The organism is Corynebacterium humireducens NBRC 106098 = DSM 45392 (assembly GCF_000819445.1).
Lineage (GTDB): Bacteria > Actinomycetota > Actinomycetes > Mycobacteriales > Mycobacteriaceae > Corynebacterium > Corynebacterium humireducens.
In genome coordinates, this window is the sequence record NZ_CP005286.1 from 22,684 (window position 1) to 38,228 (window position 15,545).

13 protein-coding genes and 1 tRNA gene are annotated in these 15,545 nt (G+C 69.0%); 5 read left to right on the top strand and 9 right to left on the bottom strand.

Translation table 11 applies throughout. From position 1 onward, the window contains the following. Positions 1-79: 79 nt before the first annotated feature. The gene (gene metE, locus B842_RS00115; RefSeq protein ID WP_040084487.1) at positions 80-2,395 is read left to right on the top strand and encodes a 5-methyltetrahydropteroyltriglutamate--homocysteine S-methyltransferase; all 2,316 of its coding nucleotides are present in this window, start codon (positions 80-82) and stop codon (positions 2,393-2,395) included. 74 nt (positions 2,396-2,469) lie between these two features. Here metE and B842_RS00120 read toward each other — a convergent pair whose 3' ends face one another. Continuing rightward, positions 2,470-2,790 carry a hypothetical protein gene (locus B842_RS00120; protein ID WP_040084488.1) on the bottom strand — a complete coding sequence of 107 codons (321 nt, stop codon included), beginning with the start codon at positions 2,788-2,790 and terminating at the stop codon, positions 2,470-2,472. A gap of 83 nt (positions 2,791-2,873) precedes the next feature. Here B842_RS00120 and B842_RS00125 point away from each other — a divergent pair, with 83 nt between their 5' ends. Together B842_RS00125 and B842_RS00130 are read left to right on the top strand one after the other, a co-directional pair. Then, entirely contained in the window at positions 2,874-3,395 is a 522-nt protein-coding gene (locus B842_RS00125) for a peptidylprolyl isomerase (protein WP_040084489.1), read from the top strand. Between the two features lie 74 nt (positions 3,396-3,469). Then, positions 3,470-4,117: a rhomboid family intramembrane serine protease gene (locus B842_RS00130; RefSeq protein WP_040084490.1), complete on the top strand. Its 648-nt coding sequence runs from the start codon at positions 3,470-3,472 to the stop codon at positions 4,115-4,117. Positions 4,118-4,674: 557 nt separating this feature from the next. On the opposite strand, the gene crgA is transcribed toward B842_RS00130, so the two are convergent. The 8 genes from crgA to B842_RS00170 form a co-directional block, all read right to left on the bottom strand. Continuing rightward, positions 4,675-4,941, bottom strand: a complete 267-nt coding sequence (gene crgA / locus B842_RS00135) for a cell division protein CrgA (RefSeq protein WP_040084491.1) — start codon at positions 4,939-4,941, stop codon at positions 4,675-4,677. Positions 4,942-5,004: 63 nt separating this feature from the next. Beyond that, entirely contained in the window at positions 5,005-6,957 is a 1,953-nt protein-coding gene (pknB, locus tag B842_RS00140) for a Stk1 family PASTA domain-containing Ser/Thr kinase (RefSeq protein WP_082028320.1), read from the bottom strand. Continuing rightward, complete coding sequence (locus B842_RS00145; protein WP_040084492.1) at positions 6,957-8,435, bottom strand: serine/threonine-protein kinase; 1,479 nt, start codon at positions 8,433-8,435, stop codon at positions 6,957-6,959. The genes pknB and B842_RS00145 overlap by 1 nt, the downstream gene beginning before the upstream one ends. Beyond that, positions 8,435-9,868 (bottom strand): penicillin-binding transpeptidase domain-containing protein, encoded by a 1,434-nt coding sequence (locus B842_RS00150; RefSeq protein WP_040084493.1) that lies wholly within the window; start codon positions 9,866-9,868, stop codon positions 8,435-8,437. Before B842_RS00150 ends, B842_RS00145 begins: the two co-directional genes overlap by 1 nt. Further along, positions 9,865-11,259 (bottom strand): FtsW/RodA/SpoVE family cell cycle protein, encoded by a 1,395-nt coding sequence (locus tag B842_RS00155; protein ID WP_040084495.1) that lies wholly within the window; start codon positions 11,257-11,259, stop codon positions 9,865-9,867. The genes B842_RS00150 and B842_RS00155 overlap by 4 nt, the downstream gene beginning before the upstream one ends. Next, entirely contained in the window at positions 11,260-12,690 is a 1,431-nt protein-coding gene (locus B842_RS00160; RefSeq protein ID WP_040084497.1) for a PP2C family protein-serine/threonine phosphatase, read from the bottom strand. Then, positions 12,687-13,163, bottom strand: a complete 477-nt coding sequence (locus B842_RS00165) for an FHA domain-containing protein FhaB/FipA (protein WP_040084499.1) — start codon at positions 13,161-13,163, stop codon at positions 12,687-12,689. The genes B842_RS00160 and B842_RS00165 overlap by 4 nt, the downstream gene beginning before the upstream one ends. A gap of 3 nt (positions 13,164-13,166) precedes the next feature. After that, entirely contained in the window at positions 13,167-13,976 is an 810-nt protein-coding gene (locus tag B842_RS00170) for an FHA domain-containing protein (protein WP_040084500.1), read from the bottom strand. A gap of 294 nt (positions 13,977-14,270) precedes the next feature. Here B842_RS00170 and B842_RS00175 point away from each other — a divergent pair. Both B842_RS00175 and erm read left to right on the top strand, forming a co-directional pair. After that, positions 14,271-14,354: transfer RNA gene (locus B842_RS00175), tRNA-Leu, on the top strand. A gap of 347 nt (positions 14,355-14,701) precedes the next feature. Continuing rightward, complete coding sequence (erm, locus tag B842_RS00180; RefSeq protein ID WP_040084501.1) at positions 14,702-15,499, top strand: 23S ribosomal RNA methyltransferase Erm; 798 nt, start codon at positions 14,702-14,704, stop codon at positions 15,497-15,499. Positions 15,500-15,545 lie beyond the last annotated feature (46 nt).

The following is a 15,545-nucleotide window of genomic DNA, read 5'->3' on the forward strand; positions in this document are numbered from 1 at the left end:
GCGACCTGCTGCACGCACCGGGAGCCCCCGAAGCAGACCAGGTTGTACACCCAAGATTTTCCGAAAGGCCTCCCTTTTCATGTCTTCCACCGCTTTCCCCACCTTCACCATCGAGGGCTACCCGCGCGTCGGCGCCAACCGCGAGCTCAAGAAGGCCCTCGAGTCCTTCTGGGCCGGCCGCATCGACGAGGAGACCTTCATCTCCTCCGCGCACTCCATCCGCCTGGAGAACTACGCCCGTCTGCGTGACCTCGGCCTGGACCAGGACTACGCCATCCCGGCCGACGTCGCCCTCTACGACCAGGTGCTCGAGACCGGCGTCACCGTCGGCCTGATCGGTGGCGACGCCGCCGAGGTCGACCTCACCGAGTACTTCGCCCTGGCCCGCGGCACCGCCGAGCGTTCCCCGCTCGAGATGACCAAGTGGTTCGACACCAACTACCACTACCTCGTCCCGGAGGTCGCCGAGGACACCGTCATCACCCCGCGCCCGCAGCGCATCCTCGACATCGTCGCCGAGGCCAAGGAGGCCGGCCACACCGTCCGTCCGTTCCTGGTCGGCCCGGTCACCCTGCTGGCCAAGTCCAAGGCCGCCGAGAACGCCGGCGAGGGCTTCAACCCGCTGTCCCGCCTCGAGGACCTCACCGCCGCCTACGCCCAGGTCCTCGCCGCCCTCAAGGAGGCCGGCGTGGAGTGGGTCCAGCTCGCCGAGCCGGCCCTGGTCGCCGACCTGACCATCCGTTCCGACGCCGACCTGGCCGCCGACGCGAAGGCCACCTACGAGGCGCTCCTCGGCTCCGAGGACCGCCCGCAGGTCCTCATCACCACCCCCTACGGTGCCCTGCGCAACGGCCTCGACGCCCTCGTCGCCGCCAAGCCGGAGGCCCTGCAGGTCGACCTCGCACCGGTCACCCTCGCCAACGAGGAGGGCTACGTCGAGCGCGTCGCCAAGGCAGTCGCCGGCACCGGCATCACCCTGGCCGCCGGCGTCATCGACGGCCGCAACATCTGGGCCGCCGACCTGCGCGAGCGCCTCTCCGTCCTGGAGGAGCTGAAGAAGGGCGGCGTCGAGAAGATCGCCGTCACCTCCTCCGTCTCCCTGCAGCACGTCCCGCACACCGTCTCCGTGGAGAAGAACCTCCCGGTCGACGTCGCCGGCTGGCTCTCCTTCGCCGACGAGAAGATCGGCGAGGCACAGGCCCTGGCCACCGCACTCGAGGGCGGCTCCGTCGCCGCCGCAGACGCCTTCGCCCGCTCCGACCGCGCCGTGCGCACCCGTCGTGAGTCCGCCCGCACCCACAACCAGGCCGTCCAGGACCGCGTCGCCGCTCTGCCGGACGGCCAGGTCGCACGCGAGCCGGAGTTCGAGGGCCGCGTCGAGGCACAGAAGGTGCTCAACCTGCCGAAGCTGCCGACCACCACGATCGGCTCCTTCCCGCAGACCACCGAGATCCGCAAGGCACGCGCCGACCACCGCTCCGGCGCCCTCACCGACGAGCAGTACACCGACGCCCTCAAGGACGAGGTCAAGTCCGTCATCGAGCTGCAGGAGCGCCTCGGCATCGACGTCCTCGTCCACGGCGAGCCCGAGCGCAACGACATGGTCCAGTACTTCGCCGAGCTTCTCGACGGCTTCGTGACCACCGAGCACGGCTGGGTCCAGTCCTACGGCTCCCGCTGCACCCGCCCGTCCATCGTCGTCGGCGACGTCTCCCGCCCGAAGGCCATGACCGTCGAGTGGGCCAAGTACGCCCAGTCCCTCTCCGACAAGCACGTCAAGGGCATGCTGACCGGCCCGGTCACCATCCTCGCGTGGTCCTTCACCCGTGACGACGTTCCGAAGTCCGTCTCCGCCGACCAGATCGGCGTCGCCCTCGCCGACGAGGTCGCCGACCTCGAGGCCGCCGGCATCAACGTCATCCAGATCGACGAGCCGGCCCTGCGCGAGCTGCTGCCGCTGCGTGAGGAGGACCGCCCGGCATACCTGGACTGGGCCGTCCGCTCCTTCCGCCTCGTCTCCCTGGACGCGAAGCCGACCACCCAGATCCACACCCACCTCTGCTACTCGGAGTTCGGGCAGATCATCGACGCCGTCGCCGCCCTCGACGCCGACGTCACCTCCATCGAGGCCGCCCGCTCCCGCATGGAGCTGCTGGGTGACCTGGACGAGTCCTTCCACTCCGAGATCGGCCCGGGCATCTGGGACATCCACTCCCCGCGCGTCCCGGACGTCGCCGAGCTCACCGAGCTGATCAAGGCCGCCCTGGTCAACGTCCCGACCGAGCGCCTCTGGGTCAACCCGGACTGCGGTCTGAAGACCCGCGGCTACGCCGAGACCGAGGCGTCCCTGCGCAACATGGTCCTCGCCCGCGACCTCGTGGTCGAGTCCCTGTAACACCTGCGTAGCAACTACGTTGCGGGCCCGGTTCCACTTCGGTGGGGCCGGGCCCCTCGTGATTCCGGGGGCGGCTAGCGCTCGTCGATGACCTCCGCGAAGGCGGCCACCTTCCGGCGGAGATCCTCGATGAGGGCGTCCCCGTCCCTCCGGGACTTCTCCTCCGACGCCGGGTCATCCCAGCCTGTCTCCCAGTGGTGGTGGGACCGCCAGTGGTCGCACCATGCGTAGAGCCGCTGCGTCAGCGACTCGGACAGGCCGTAGTCCCGTGGCGCCATCAGATAGGTGTCCGTGCCGTTCTCCCAGAGCGGGGAGTCGGCGCCCCAGTCCGCGAAGAACCGGATTTTCCTCCGGTAGCGGTGGTCCGGTCGTGCGTTGTCATCATGGCGGGTCATGGCACCAGCCTAGTGGCGTCGGGGACACCGGCGGGAGGCTGTCGCTGACCTCCGGGGAACGGTTTTTCGCTAGACTGTCCCGCATGACCAACAAGACCGCTACCGCGACGCTGCACACCAACCGTGGTGACATCGTCATCGAGCTCTTCGGCAACCACGCACCGGCCACCGTGGCCAACTTCGTCGGCCTGGCCGACGGCTCCAAGGAGTACTCCACCGAGAACGCCTCCGGCGAGAAGTCCGGCCCGTTCTACGACGGCGCCGTGTTCCACCGCGTCATCGACGGCTTCATGATCCAGGGCGGCGACCCGACCGGCACCGGCCGTGGCGGCCCGGGCTACATGTTCGCCGACGAGTTCCACCCGGAGCTCCGCTTCGATCGTCCGTACCTGCTCGCCATGGCCAACGCCGGCCCGGGCACCAACGGCTCCCAGTTCTTCATCACCGTGGGCCCGACCCCGCACCTGAACAACCGCCACACCATCTTCGGTGAGGTCGTCGACGCGGAGTCCCAGAAGGTCGTCGACGCGATCGCCTCCACCCCCACCGACCGCATGGACCGCCCGGTGGACCCGGTCATGATCGAGTCCGTCACCATCGCCTAAGTCTCTGCTCCACCCCGGCCCGCGCCGTCGCTTGTCGACGCCCGCGGGCCTTCCTCATTCCAGGAGTCCTCACCATGCTCACCCTGCGCCGTTGGTGGGAGCAGGCCCCCGCCACCACGCTCTTCACCGCCCTGGCCGTCGTGGTGTACATCATCACCGCCGTGCAGTCGCGGTCACTGATGAACAACCTCTCCGCCTCCTCCCTGGGCGACGCCTGGCTCCTCTACGGCCCGGAGGTCTCCACCGGGGGCCTCGACCGTCTGCGGGCCCTCGGGGCGGCCTTCCTCCACATCGACCTGGGCCACGTGGCCATCAACGGGTTCCTCCTCATGCTCATCGGCCGGGAGATCGAGCGATTCGCCGGCACGGCCCTCTACACCGCGGCGTTCCTCACGGGGGCGGTGGGCGCGTCGGCGACCGTCCTGTGGATGGACTGGGCCCAACCCACCGCTGGCGCCTCCGGGGCGCTGTTCGCACTCATGATGCTGCTCGTCGGCGTGGCGCGCGTCAGTGGCGGGGATCTGCGCGCCCCGCTGGCGTTCGTCGGCGTCAACGTCATCTACACCTTCCTGGCGCCCTCGGTGTCGCTGTGGGGACACATGGGTGGCCTGCTGACGGGTGGGGCCATGCTGTTCTTCTTCGTGCACCCGGATGTGCGGGTCCGCTGGGCGGGGGTCCTGGCGGTGCTGACGGCGTCGGTGGTCGCCGTGGGGCTTGTGTAACTTGTGATTCGAAAGTTATCCACAGGCTGGGGATAGATCTGTGGAGAATGTGAAGAATCTCTCGTTACACAAGTTCTCCCCAGCCTGTGGATAACTATGTGGACAGTTTTCCCCACCTGCGCAAATGTTCGAATCTTCAGGTGAATCGCGTGCTCCCGGGCCTGTGGATCGATGTGTATGGTGTGATTTTCGAGTAATCACACCCGTGTAACTATCCACAGTGTGGATAACTGCTGTGGATGAATTTACCTCCCGTTCACCGGTGGATAACCCGGTGGAATCCCGGCGGTCCCTGTGGACAACTGGGGATAACCGGCCGTTCTGTGCACAACAACCACAACCGTCACGCCCGTCCCCGGGGTGGTCGTTTCGCAGGTTTCACAGCGTCGAGCTCACATCGTCGAGACGAGTCCGCCACGGGGCCGCACGGTCGAGAGGACATGTGCTCCCGACCATCTCGTCTCGAACTTGCTGAAAGGCGGCGGGCATGAAAAAGCCCCGACCGCCGCACAAGGGGCAGTCGGGGCCGCAGACCCGCCAGGCAGACGCAGGGGGCGTTAACGCCAGCCCATCGTCATGAGGAGACCGATGACGAACAGTCCGAAACCGATGCCGTAGTTCCAGGCGCCCAGCTCGACCATGAAGCCGATCTGGTGGCCGGCGAGGTAGTTGACGATCAGCCAGCCCAGGCCCGCCAGCATGAAGCCGAACATGATGGCCTTGTACCAGACCGGGGTACCGCCGGTGTTGATCTTGACCGGGGTGCGGTTGGCGCTGGAGGTGGTGGCGGGGATGGTGTTCTTGGTGATCTTTGCCTTGGGCATTGTCACGGGCCTTTCAGGTGTGGGTACCGGCGGTTCAGTGGGTCTAAGAGTAGCAGCGGGGGGTCAGCGGCGGCCGAGTAGTCCGTCGAGCGGACCGCCGGGTGTCTCGGCGGGGTCGGCCTGGGACTCGGGGAGGAAGACGCCGACGTCGAACCTCCAGAGGCGCAGGGTGACCACGCTGTCCTTGCGGATCTGCCCACCGCCCAGGGGTTCGGTGGCGGCGACGAGGCCGGCGTCGACAAGCGCGCCGGTGGCGACGGGTTCGCCGACGCGGACCGCGCCGGTGTGGCCGGCCTCGCGGAGGACCTCGCGGGCGCGGGTCTCGTTGAGGCGGGTGACGTCGGGCAGGGTCATGAGCATGCCGTTGGACACCTCCAGCAGGACGGTGTCGCCGCGGCGGGCCTGGGCGCCCTCGTTGTCCACGCGGAGGACGCGGCCCTCGGGTTCGGCGGAGTCGACGACGGTGACCTGCGGGACGAAACCGAGGCTGCTCAGCGTCGCCTCGGCCTGTTCGACCTGCATGCCGGACAGGACGGGGATGCGGACGAGGGCGGGGCCGGTGGAGACGGTGATGGTCACGCGGGAGCCCTTGGAGATCTGCGCGCCGGCCGGCGGGTTCTGCTCCATGATGCGGCCGGCGGTGACGGTCTCGGAGGTGTCCTCGTTGACCTGCTGCTCGAGGAGGAGCTCCACCTCGGCGAGGGCGTCGGCGGCCTCCTGCGGGGTCATGCCGGTGACGTCAGGGACGTCGGTGATCTCGCGGCCGCTGGAGACGGTCATCGTCACCGAGGTGCCCTTCTGCAGCTGTGAGCCGGCGGTCGGGTTGGTGCGGATGACGGTGCCGCGGGGGACGTCGGGGGAGGGTTCCTCGTTGACGTCGACACGCAGTTCGAGGGCCTCGAGGCGGGCCGTCGCGTCCTGGCGGGGCAGGCCGGTGACGTCCGGGACGGACACCATCTGCCGGGCGGCGTTGTCCTCGGGGCCGCGCAGCGTGTCCCACACGAAGACGCCGCCGAGGCCGAGCGACAGGGCGGCCAGCAGGGCGGTGAGCCACACCATCCAACGGTTGCTTCTCGACGCCCCCTCCTCCGGCACCCGCGCCGTCACGGTGGTGGGGGAGTCGTCCGCCGGGGGCTGGTCCTCGGCGATGTAGTGGCGGGCGGCGTCGGTGACGGCGTTGCGGGCCAGTTTGCGCAGGTCATCGCGCATGGCGGCGGCCGTCTGGTAGCGGTCCGCCGGGTGCTTGGCCATGGCGGTGAGCACCACGGCATCGACGTTGACGGCGGCGGTGGGGGAGAGGGCGTCGATAAGCGAGGACGGTGCCTCCGGGTCCTCCTGCACATGCTGGTACGCGACGGCGAAGGGCGTCTCGCCCTCGAAGGGCGGACGGCCGGTGACCGTCTCGTAGAGGACGCAGCCGAGGGCGTAGACGTCGGAGCGGGCGTCGGCGGCCTTGCCGCGGGCCTGCTCCGGGGAGAGGTACTGCGCGGTGCCGATGACGGCGGAGGTCTGCGTCATCGCGGACGTCGAGTCGTCGAGTGCGCGGGCGATGCCGAAGTCCATCACCTTCACCTCGCCGGTGTTGGTGATCATGATGTTCGCCGGCTTGACGTCGCGGTGGATGATGCCCGCGTCGTGGCTGGCCTGCAGGGCCTCCGCCACGGGGACGAGCAGCTCCGCGGCGCGGGACGGGCTGAGCGGCCCCTCCTCGCGGACGATGTCCCGCAGCGTCCGGCCGTGGACCCGCTCCATGACGATGTACGGCACGGTCACGCCGTCGATGGTGGTCTCACCCGTGTCGAAGACCGCCACGATCGTCGGGTGGTTGAGCCGCCCGGAGTTCTGCGCCTCACGGCGGAAACGCTCCCGGAAGTTGACGTCACGGGCCAGCTCGAGACGCAGCCGCTTCACGGCGACGTCCCGGCCCAGCAGCGTGTCCTCGGCGGCGAACACCTCGGACATGCCTCCGGTGCCGATCACCTCGGCCAGCTGGTAGCGGTCACCGAGCAGCGTCATCAGTTACCTCCGTTGATCAGATTCCCCAGCGTATCCGGAAGTGGGTCGGGATCGCCGGGGGTTCCGTCACCGGGGTCGACCGGGGGCGCGGTGGTCACCGGCGGCGGGGTCGGCTGTCCGGTCGGCTGCGTCGTCGGTTCCGGGGTCGGCTGCGTCGTCGATTCCGGGGTCGGCTCCGGCTCGGGGCTGGGGGACTCCTCGGTGGGGGTGACGAACTCGGTGGTGGTCTCCGGGGCGCGGGTCGTCGGCGGGGGTGTCGTCACCTGCTCCGGTTCCGGCGAGGGCGTGACCCACTCGGTGACGATCTCCTGCGTGGTCGTCGGGGTCGTGCTCGGCTCGTCGCCGCCGGCGCCCTCGAAGAGCCCCGCCTGCCAGGCGAGGTACATGCCGCCGCCGAGCAGCGCCGCGATGAGCACCGCGAGGAGCAGGCCGGTGCCGAAACCGCCGCCGCGGGGCTGCGGCGCCGGCTGTGCCGGGGGCAGCGGTCGGGCGGGCGGCACCGGGGTCACCGGCTGCGCGGGGCGGATCGTCGTCGGGTGCGTCACCGCGCCGAGCATCCGGGTGGCCTCCGTCGGGGAGGGCTCGGGGGCGACCTCCGTCAGCGCCGCCGACTGCGGCTGCGGGGGACGGTTGCCCAGGCGCACGGCGGAGACGGCGAGGGCCATCTCGTTGCCGTCGGCGAAGCGCTGCCCCGGGTCCTTGCGCAGGGCGATGCCGATGAGTTCGCGGGTCTCGGCGGTGACGCTCGTCGACAGGGCCGGCGGGGCCTGGCTGATGTGCGCCAGCGCCACCGACACCGAGGAGTCGCCGGTGAAGGGGCGGCGGCCGGCGAGCATCTCGTAGCCCACCACGCCGAGGGAGTACACGTCGGAGGCGGCGGTGACCTCGCGTCCCTGCGCCTGCTCCGGGGAGACGTACTGGGCGGTGCCCACCACCATGCCGGTGCGGGTGAGCGGGACGGCGGCGGCCGCCTTGGCGATGCCGAAGTCCGTGATCTTCACCTGCCCGTTCTGCGTGATGAGCAGGTTGCCCGGCTTGATGTCGCGGTGCACGAGGTCCATGCGGTGGATGACCGACAGGCCGTGGGCGGCCTGCTCGAGGACGTCGAGGACCAGCTCCTCGTCGAGGCTCCGCTCCCGCGCCAGCAGGTCCGCCAGGGACTCGCCACGGATGTACTCCATCGCGATGAAGCAGAAGGTGTGACCCGCGGGGTCGGGGATCTCGCGGTAGTCGTAGGTGCGCACGACGTTGTCGGAGTCGATGAGCTCCGCGGTCTCCGCCTCGTTGCGGAAACGGACGAGGAACTCCTGGTTGTCCGAGAACTCCGGGCGCAGGATCTTCAGCGCGACCTCCCGGTCGTGCACGGTGTCGTCGGCGAGCCACACCGTCGACATGCCGCCGTGCCCGATGATCCACTGCAGGCGGTAGTCCTCGCCGATCAGTTTCTGGAGCCGTTCGCGGCCGTCGGTGTCGGACATCAGGCACCTCCCGCCGCGTCGAGGATCGCCCGGCCGACCGGCGAGGCCACCTGGCCGCCGGTCGCGCCGGTGCCGAGGCCACCGCCGTTCTTCACGACGACGCCCACCGCCACATCCCGGTCCGGCAGGTACGCGACGTACCACGTGTGCGGCGGCGTGCCCTCGTCGCCGTGCTCCGCGGTACCCGTCTTCGAGGCGATGCCCGCCCGCCCGCCGGCGGTGTTGCGCTCGGAGGCGAGCATGAGCTGCTCGAGCTGCCCGGCGATCTCCGGGGACACCGCCTGGGTGATCTCCCGGGGCTGCGTGACGTTCAGCTCCCGGAGGTCCGCGCCGGTGATCCGCTTCACGACGTGCGGTTCCATCCGCTTCCCGTCATTCGCGACGGTCGCCGCCATCACCGCCGCCTGCAGCGCCGACATGGTGACGTCGCGCTGACCGATGGCGGTCTGTCCGAGGGCGGCGTCGTCGGGAAGCTCGCCGAGGGCACCGCCGGACACGGGCAGGCCGAGGTCGTACTGCTCACCGACGCCGAAGGCCTCGGCCGTGGAGCGCACGGCGTCGGCGCCGACGTCGATGGCCAGCTGCACGAAGGCGGTGTTGCACGACAGGGAGAACGCGGTCTCCAGGGTGACGTCGCCACCGCCGGCGCACGCCTGGCCGCCGTAGTTGGTCAGCGTCGTCGTGGTGCCCGGCAGGGTGATCTCCGGGGCGCCCGTGAGCAGGCTGCCGGAGGAGTAGCCGTTGTTCAGCCCGGCGGAGGTGGTGATGATCTTGAAGATCGAGCCCGGCGGCAGCGTGTCCTGCGTCGCGTGGTTGATCAGCGGGTTGCCCTCCCGGGAGGTCACGTCCGCCCAGGCCGTGGAGGCGGTGGCGGGGTCGACGATGCCGTTCGGGTCGTAGCCCGGGGACGACGCCATCGCCAGCACCTCACCGGTCGAGGGACGCAGCGCCACGGCCGCGCCCTCGTAGTTGCTGCCGGTGAGCATGTCGTGCGCGACCTGCTGCATCGCCGGGTCGAGGGTGAGCTCCAGGTTCGCGCCCGCGGACTCCTTGCCCGTGAGCGTGTCCAGCCAGCGGGACGTGAACAGCGCCGGGTCCGTGCCGTTGAGCACGGCGTTGTAGGAGGACTCCAGGCCGGAGGCCCCGTACTGGTCCGAGAGGTAGCCCGTCACCGGGGCGTACGCCGCCGGCGAGTCCGAGGGGTAGGAACGCTGGTAGAAGCCGTTCGCGTCCTGCTCGGAGGAGGCCAGCACGACCCCGCCCGTGGAGATCTGCCCGCGGGGGATCGACTTCATCTCGTAGAAACCACGCCGGTTGAGCGGGTTGTTGGCGTACTCGTCCTCCTTGAAGGCCTGGATCCACGTGAGGTTGGCCAGCAGGATGAGGATGAGCACCAGGGCGAAGGCGGCGGCGAGACGGATGGAACGATTCATCGCTCACCACCCTGCACCACGTCCTGCGCAGCGAAGAGGTTGGTGCCGGTGGCGGGCGCGGCGGCGTCGGCAAGCGGGGCGGGGGCGCCGGCGGCGACCTCGACGGGACGTCGGGCGGAGTGGGAGATCCGCAGCAGCAGACCGATGAGGATGTAGTTCGCCATGAGCGAGGAACCGCCGGCCGACATGAACGGCGTGGTCAGGCCCGTCATGGGCAGCAGCGTCGAGATGCCGCCGGTGACCACGAACACCTGGATGACGATCGTCAGTGCCAGGCCACCCGCGACGAGCTTGCCGTACGTGTCACGCACCTGCAGGGCCGTGCGGAAACCACGCGTGATCAGCAGCGCGAAGAGCATGAGCACCGCGGCGATGCCGACGAGACCCAGCTCCTCGGCGACGGCGGCGAGGATGTAGTCCGAGTGCGCGACCGGCACGATCTCCGGATGCCCCTGGCCCAGGCCGGTGCCTGTGACGCCACCCCAGGACATGCCGAACAGGGCCTGGGAGGGCTGGTAGCCGGTGATGTCGTAGTTGGCGATCGGGTCGCGGAAGTTGGCCACACGGTTCTGGATCTTCTCCGACACCTGGTACACGGCCGTGCCGCCCGCGGCGACGAGCGCGAAGCCGATGAGCAGCCACGACGTGCGGCCGGTGGCGAGGAACATCATGCCCAGGACGGTGGAGAAGAGCAGGAGCGCCGGGCCGAAGTCGTTGGACACCGCCATGAGCAGCAGCGCCACGGCCCACACCAGCAGGATCGGGGCGAGGTCACGCAGACGCGGGAACTCCAGGCCCAGGAAACGCCGGCCGGCGATGTTGAACAGGGCCCGCTTCGAGGCCAGCAGCTGCGCGAAGAACAGCAGCAGCAGGATCTTCGAGAACTCACCCGGCTGCACCGAGAACGGGCCGATGGTGATCCAGATGCGGGCGTCCGCGAAGTCCGGATTCGGCTGCGGCCACACCAGCGGCAGGGCCAGCAGGATCAGGCCGAGGAGTCCGAGCAGGTAGGAGTACTTGGACAGCTGCTTGTGGTCACGGACGACCACCAGCACCCCGATGAGCAGCACGATGCCCACCAGCGTCCACATCACCTGCCGCCCGGCCATGGACGTGCCGGAGGCCAGGTCGAGGCGGTGGATGATCACCAGACCGATGCCGTTGAGCAGCGCCACCACCGGCAGAATCAGCTGGTCCGCCTTCGGCGCCGCGACGCACAGGGCGACGTGCGCGATGGAGAACACCACGATGAAACCGCCGATGAGCTGCAGCATGTCGGTGGTCAGGGCGTTGCCCTGCGAGAGCTCCAGGCTGGCCAGCATGACGGTGAGCACGACCGCCGCGAGGACGAGCATGAGCATCTCCGTGCGGCGGGACAGGAGGCGTGACATCTACTTCACCTCCCGGCAGTTGACCCCGGGGCGGGACAGGTCGCCCGCGGCCTCGGCGTCCCCCTCGGTGGGGGTGCTCTCCCGGTCGATGCACACCGGCAGCGCCTGCTCCGCGAGGCGCCGCAGCTGCTGCGTCACCTCGTCGTAGGAACCTGTCTCCAGACCGGCGACCTGCGTGCGTAACGACGCCGGCAGGTCCTGCAGACGGAACGGCGAACAGTCCTCGGTCGAGCCGACGTCCACGAGCCGGAGGTCACCCTCCCGGTTGAGGCACGCCTCCTGGTACGGGGTGTGCAGGTCCCGCCCGAAGACGGAGAAGTTCACGCCGTGCTGGATGACCAGGTGGTCATCGGCGCCGGTGGTGATGAAGTAGGAGTTGTCGATGGTGGTCTTCACCCACCAGCCACCCGCGGCCAGACCGAGGAGCACGAGCAGCGAGAGAATCAGCGCGGGGAGGCGAAACCTGCCCCGGCGGCCGGAATCACCTGCCGGAACGGCAGCCACCTCCTGCGCACCGGACGGGGCCGGGCGGGCACCCGTGAGCGGCTGGGGGGTGATCTCCCCGTCGGGGGAGATCGTCTGCGGGCGGCGCGAGAGCAGCGCGGCACGCCCCGCGGACGTGTCGGGGTGGGTCTCCTCCTGCGGCTCGCCCAGCAGGGCACCGGCGGTGACGGCGACGGTGGGGAGGGCGGCGCGGGCGGCGTCGTCAAGGTCATCCGTCTCGACGACGTCGGCGATGACCACCGTGATGTTGTCCGGCCCACCGGAACGCAGCGCCAGCTCGATGAGGCGGCGGGCCGCCTCCTCCGGCGCGCCCTCGGAGAGGGTCTGCTCGATGGTGCTGGCGGTCACCGGGTCGGAGAGACCGTCGGTGCACAGGAGGATACGGTCGCCCGGGCGGGCGTCGAGATCCCGGAGCGTCGGCTCCACCGGGCGGCCCGTGTACGCCTTGAGGATGAGCGACTTCTGCGGGTGCGAGGACACGTCACCCGGATCGAGCTTGCCCTCGTTGACCAGCGACTGGACGAAGGTGTCGTCGACGGTGATCTGCTCCAGACGGCCCTCACGCAGGCGGTAGCCGCGGGAGTCACCGACGTGGATGAGGCCGAAGCTGTGGCCGTTGAACATCAGCGCGGTGAGCGTGGTGCCCATGCCGTCGGTCTCCGGGTTCTCCCGGATCGCCTCGGCGATCTCCCGGTTCGCGTCGTCGGCGACGCCCCCGAGCAGGGCGAGCATGTCGTTGTCGCTCGGGTCGGCGTCGAGACGCTCCAGATGCGTGACCATGAGCTGGCTGGCGACCTCACCGGCCGCGTGCCCACCCATGCCGTCGGCGATGACCAGCAGATTCGGACCCGCGTAGGCGGAGTCCTCGTTGTTGCCGCGCACGAGACCGCGGTCGGAGACGACGGCGTAATTCAGTTGCAGACTCACGGGACCAACCTCACTGTCGTACGGCCCACCTTGATGTCGGTGCCGGTGCCCACGCGCTCGGGCTGGTCGATGCGGTACCCGGCGACGAACGTCCCGTTGCGCGAATCCAGGTCCTCCACGAACCAGTCCGAACCCCGCCGGAACAGGCGGGCGTGACGGGCCGAGGCGAAATCATCCCCCAGCTGGAACGTGCAGTCCGGGCTGCGGCCCATGACCACCTCCTCCAGCGTGGACACCGCCATGTGCGAGCCCTTGAGCGGCCCCTCGACGACGGTCAGCTGCTTCGCCGCTTCCCGACGCCCCGTCACCTTCGGCAGCTTCCCGCCGCGGGGCGCCGCGGGGAGCAGGCCGCCGGCAACGGTGCCGTCAGCGAAACGCACGTCCCTGAGCATCACGCGGACCGCCACGAAGATGAACGCCCACAACAGGACCAGCAGGACGACCTTGAAGATCAGCAGTACGAGGGAATCCACGTGTCACCTCCGGACAGACTGTGCGGAGGACCGGGACGGATCGACGATCCGCACCTCGATGTGGGAGTGGCCCATGGTGATGACGTCGCCGTCGGCGAGCAGCCAGTTCTCCACCGGGGTGTCATTGACTGTGGTGCCGTTCGTGGACTCCAGGTCCACCAGCACCGCGTCCTGACCGTCCCAGGTGATCTCCGCGTGCTGCCGCGACACACCCGTGTCCGGCAGACGGAAATCCGCGTCATTCGAACGGCCGATGATGTTCGACCCCTCGTTGATGAGGAACGTCCGGCTGGAACCGTCCTGCAGCAGCAGCGTCACCACCGGATTCTGCGGCATCTCCGTCAGTGCGGTGGGCACGTCCTGCTGGTTCATGGTCTCCTCCTGGGATTCAGTGCTGTCCGTGGTGATGGCCTCAAAACCACTGCTTTCCGACGGGTAGTCGTCCCGGTACGACGACACCCGCAGCTGTCCGGTGTGCAGACCCGACTCCTCGGCCAGGCGCACCACCATCGGGCCCTCGGTACTCCAGCCCCGGTTACGGCAGTAGCGCGTCATCTGATCGGCGAAGCCCGACGGCAGATCGGAGTTGGCCTGCGACAGGTTCTCCAGATCCTTCGACGACACTCCCACCACGAAGACGTTCGGTGACAGCACCACGCCGTCATCGACGACGAGGTTGTCCTCCGCCTCCTGCTTCAGCAGCTCCTCGATCTCCGCCGGGACAACCTTCCCGCCGAAGATGAGCGCCAGCCCATTGTCGAGACCACGCTGCAGAGCACTGTCCAACTTGGCTATCCGGGCCATGATCGACATGATGCGCGGCCTCCTTTCCGGGATCTTTCCGTGATTGATCGAGGTCAGAGGCGTGACACCCACTGACCGGGTAATCAGTAAATGGCGCGAGGGGGCACCCCCGCGCGCACGATAGGCACCAGTATAGGGTGCGGACCGGCCGGAGACGTACCCGAAGTGACCAGACGCAGGGTGCCATGCGTGCAGTGACGAGCCTCATTTACATGCCCTGACCAGGCGATTTGGCCATTCCTACATGTCACGTGTTATCTTGTACTAGTCCACACGGCGGGTAACCCGCTGGACCACCACCCAGCCCGGGTGGCGGAATTGGCAGACGCGCTGGCTTCAGGTGCCAGTGTTCGCAAGAACGTGGGGGTTCAAGTCCCCCCCCGGGCACAATTTCGATGTCGCGGGACATAATTCCGGTATGTCCCGCGACATTTTTCTCTTTCAGGGCCTCCCACCGATTGTCGGTGGGAGGCCCTGACCATTTGGTGTGACACCGAAGTTCGAGAGGACTCGTTCGGGGCCCCGGTGTCACACGGAACGGACAGGGGCCTCGGGCCACGCTTGACAGGGCTGGTAGCGTGCGGGGCATGTTGATTTTGGGAACCGCGTCCCTGCGGTTGCGCCGCAGCCGCTGACAGCGGCTGACCCTCCAGTAATGGTCGCCGCTCCGGTCCATGAGCCGGGCGGTAGTTTTGGCGTGCCCGGCTCCAGAATTCTCATTCTCGGAGCATCCCTTGTCTGCATATTCCCACGGCCGTCACGAGCACGGCCAGAATTTCCTCACCGATCCGCGCGTCATTGACTCGCTCGTCGAGCGGATCATGAGCACCACCGGCCCCATCATCGAGATCGGTCCCGGTGACGGCGCTCTCACCCGCCCTCTCTCCCGCAGTGGGCGACCACTCACCGCCGTGGAGATCGATTCCCGGTTGGCTGCGGCGTTGCGGCGTGACCTCGACCCCGAGGTCACGATCGTCAACGACGACTTCCTGCGCTTCCGTCTGCCGGCGCACCCTCACGTGGTCGTGGGCAACATCCCCTTCCACATCACCACGGCGATCCTGCGGCGGTTGCTGCATGCCCCTGCCTGGACCGATGCTGTCCTGCTGATGCAGTGGGAGGTGGCGCGTCGCCGCGCAGGGGTGGGGGCCTCGACCATGATGACCGCCCAGTGGGCGCCCTGGTTCGGGTTCGAGCTCGGCGAGCGTGTCCCGCGGGCGGCGTTCACTCCCCGCCCCGGCGTGGACGGCGGTGTCCTGCACATCCGGCGTCGGCGCCGTCCCCTGGTACCGGCGAAGAAGCGGAAGGCGTTCCAGGGCATGGTGCACGCCGTATACACGGGCCGTGGTCGCGGCATCGTGGAGATCATCACCCGGCAGGGTCTTCTGCCCTCCCGGCAGGAGGCCCGGCAGTGGGCCGAACGGGAGGGGGTGCGGCCCAGTGCCCTGCCCTCCGACCTCTCCGTGGGGCAGATGGTGAGCCTCTTCGAGGCCTCGGGGAGCGCCCCGCCGCGCCGGGCCCGGAAGCGGTGACAATCACTGTCCATATGAAGTGACACCGGAGCCCGGACCGAGTCGG

Bases quoted from the DNA above. Each gene is read 5' to 3' on its own strand.
- B842_RS00145 (WP_040084492.1), bottom strand. From the start codon at position 8,435: ATGTCCGACACCGACGGCCGCGAACGGCTCCAGAAACTGATCGGCGAG.
- B842_RS00170 (WP_040084500.1), bottom strand. From the start codon at position 13,976: ATGTCGATCATGGCCCGGATAGCCAAGTTGGACAGTGCTCTGCAGCGT.
- metE (WP_040084487.1), top strand. From the start codon at position 80: ATGTCTTCCACCGCTTTCCCCACCTTCACCATCGAGGGCTACCCGCGC.
- B842_RS00130 (WP_040084490.1), top strand. From the start codon at position 3,470: ATGCTCACCCTGCGCCGTTGGTGGGAGCAGGCCCCCGCCACCACGCTC.
- crgA (WP_040084491.1), bottom strand. From the start codon at position 4,941: ATGCCCAAGGCAAAGATCACCAAGAACACCATCCCCGCCACCACCTCC.
- B842_RS00125 (WP_040084489.1), top strand. From the start codon at position 2,874: ATGACCAACAAGACCGCTACCGCGACGCTGCACACCAACCGTGGTGAC.
- B842_RS00120 (WP_040084488.1), bottom strand. From the start codon at position 2,790: ATGACCCGCCATGATGACAACGCACGACCGGACCACCGCTACCGGAGG.
- B842_RS00155 (WP_040084495.1), bottom strand. From the start codon at position 11,259: ATGTCACGCCTCCTGTCCCGCCGCACGGAGATGCTCATGCTCGTCCTC.
- pknB (WP_082028320.1), bottom strand. From the start codon at position 6,957: ATGACGCTGCTCGGTGACCGCTACCAGCTGGCCGAGGTGATCGGCACC.
- B842_RS00150 (WP_040084493.1), bottom strand. From the start codon at position 9,868: ATGAATCGTTCCATCCGTCTCGCCGCCGCCTTCGCCCTGGTGCTCATC.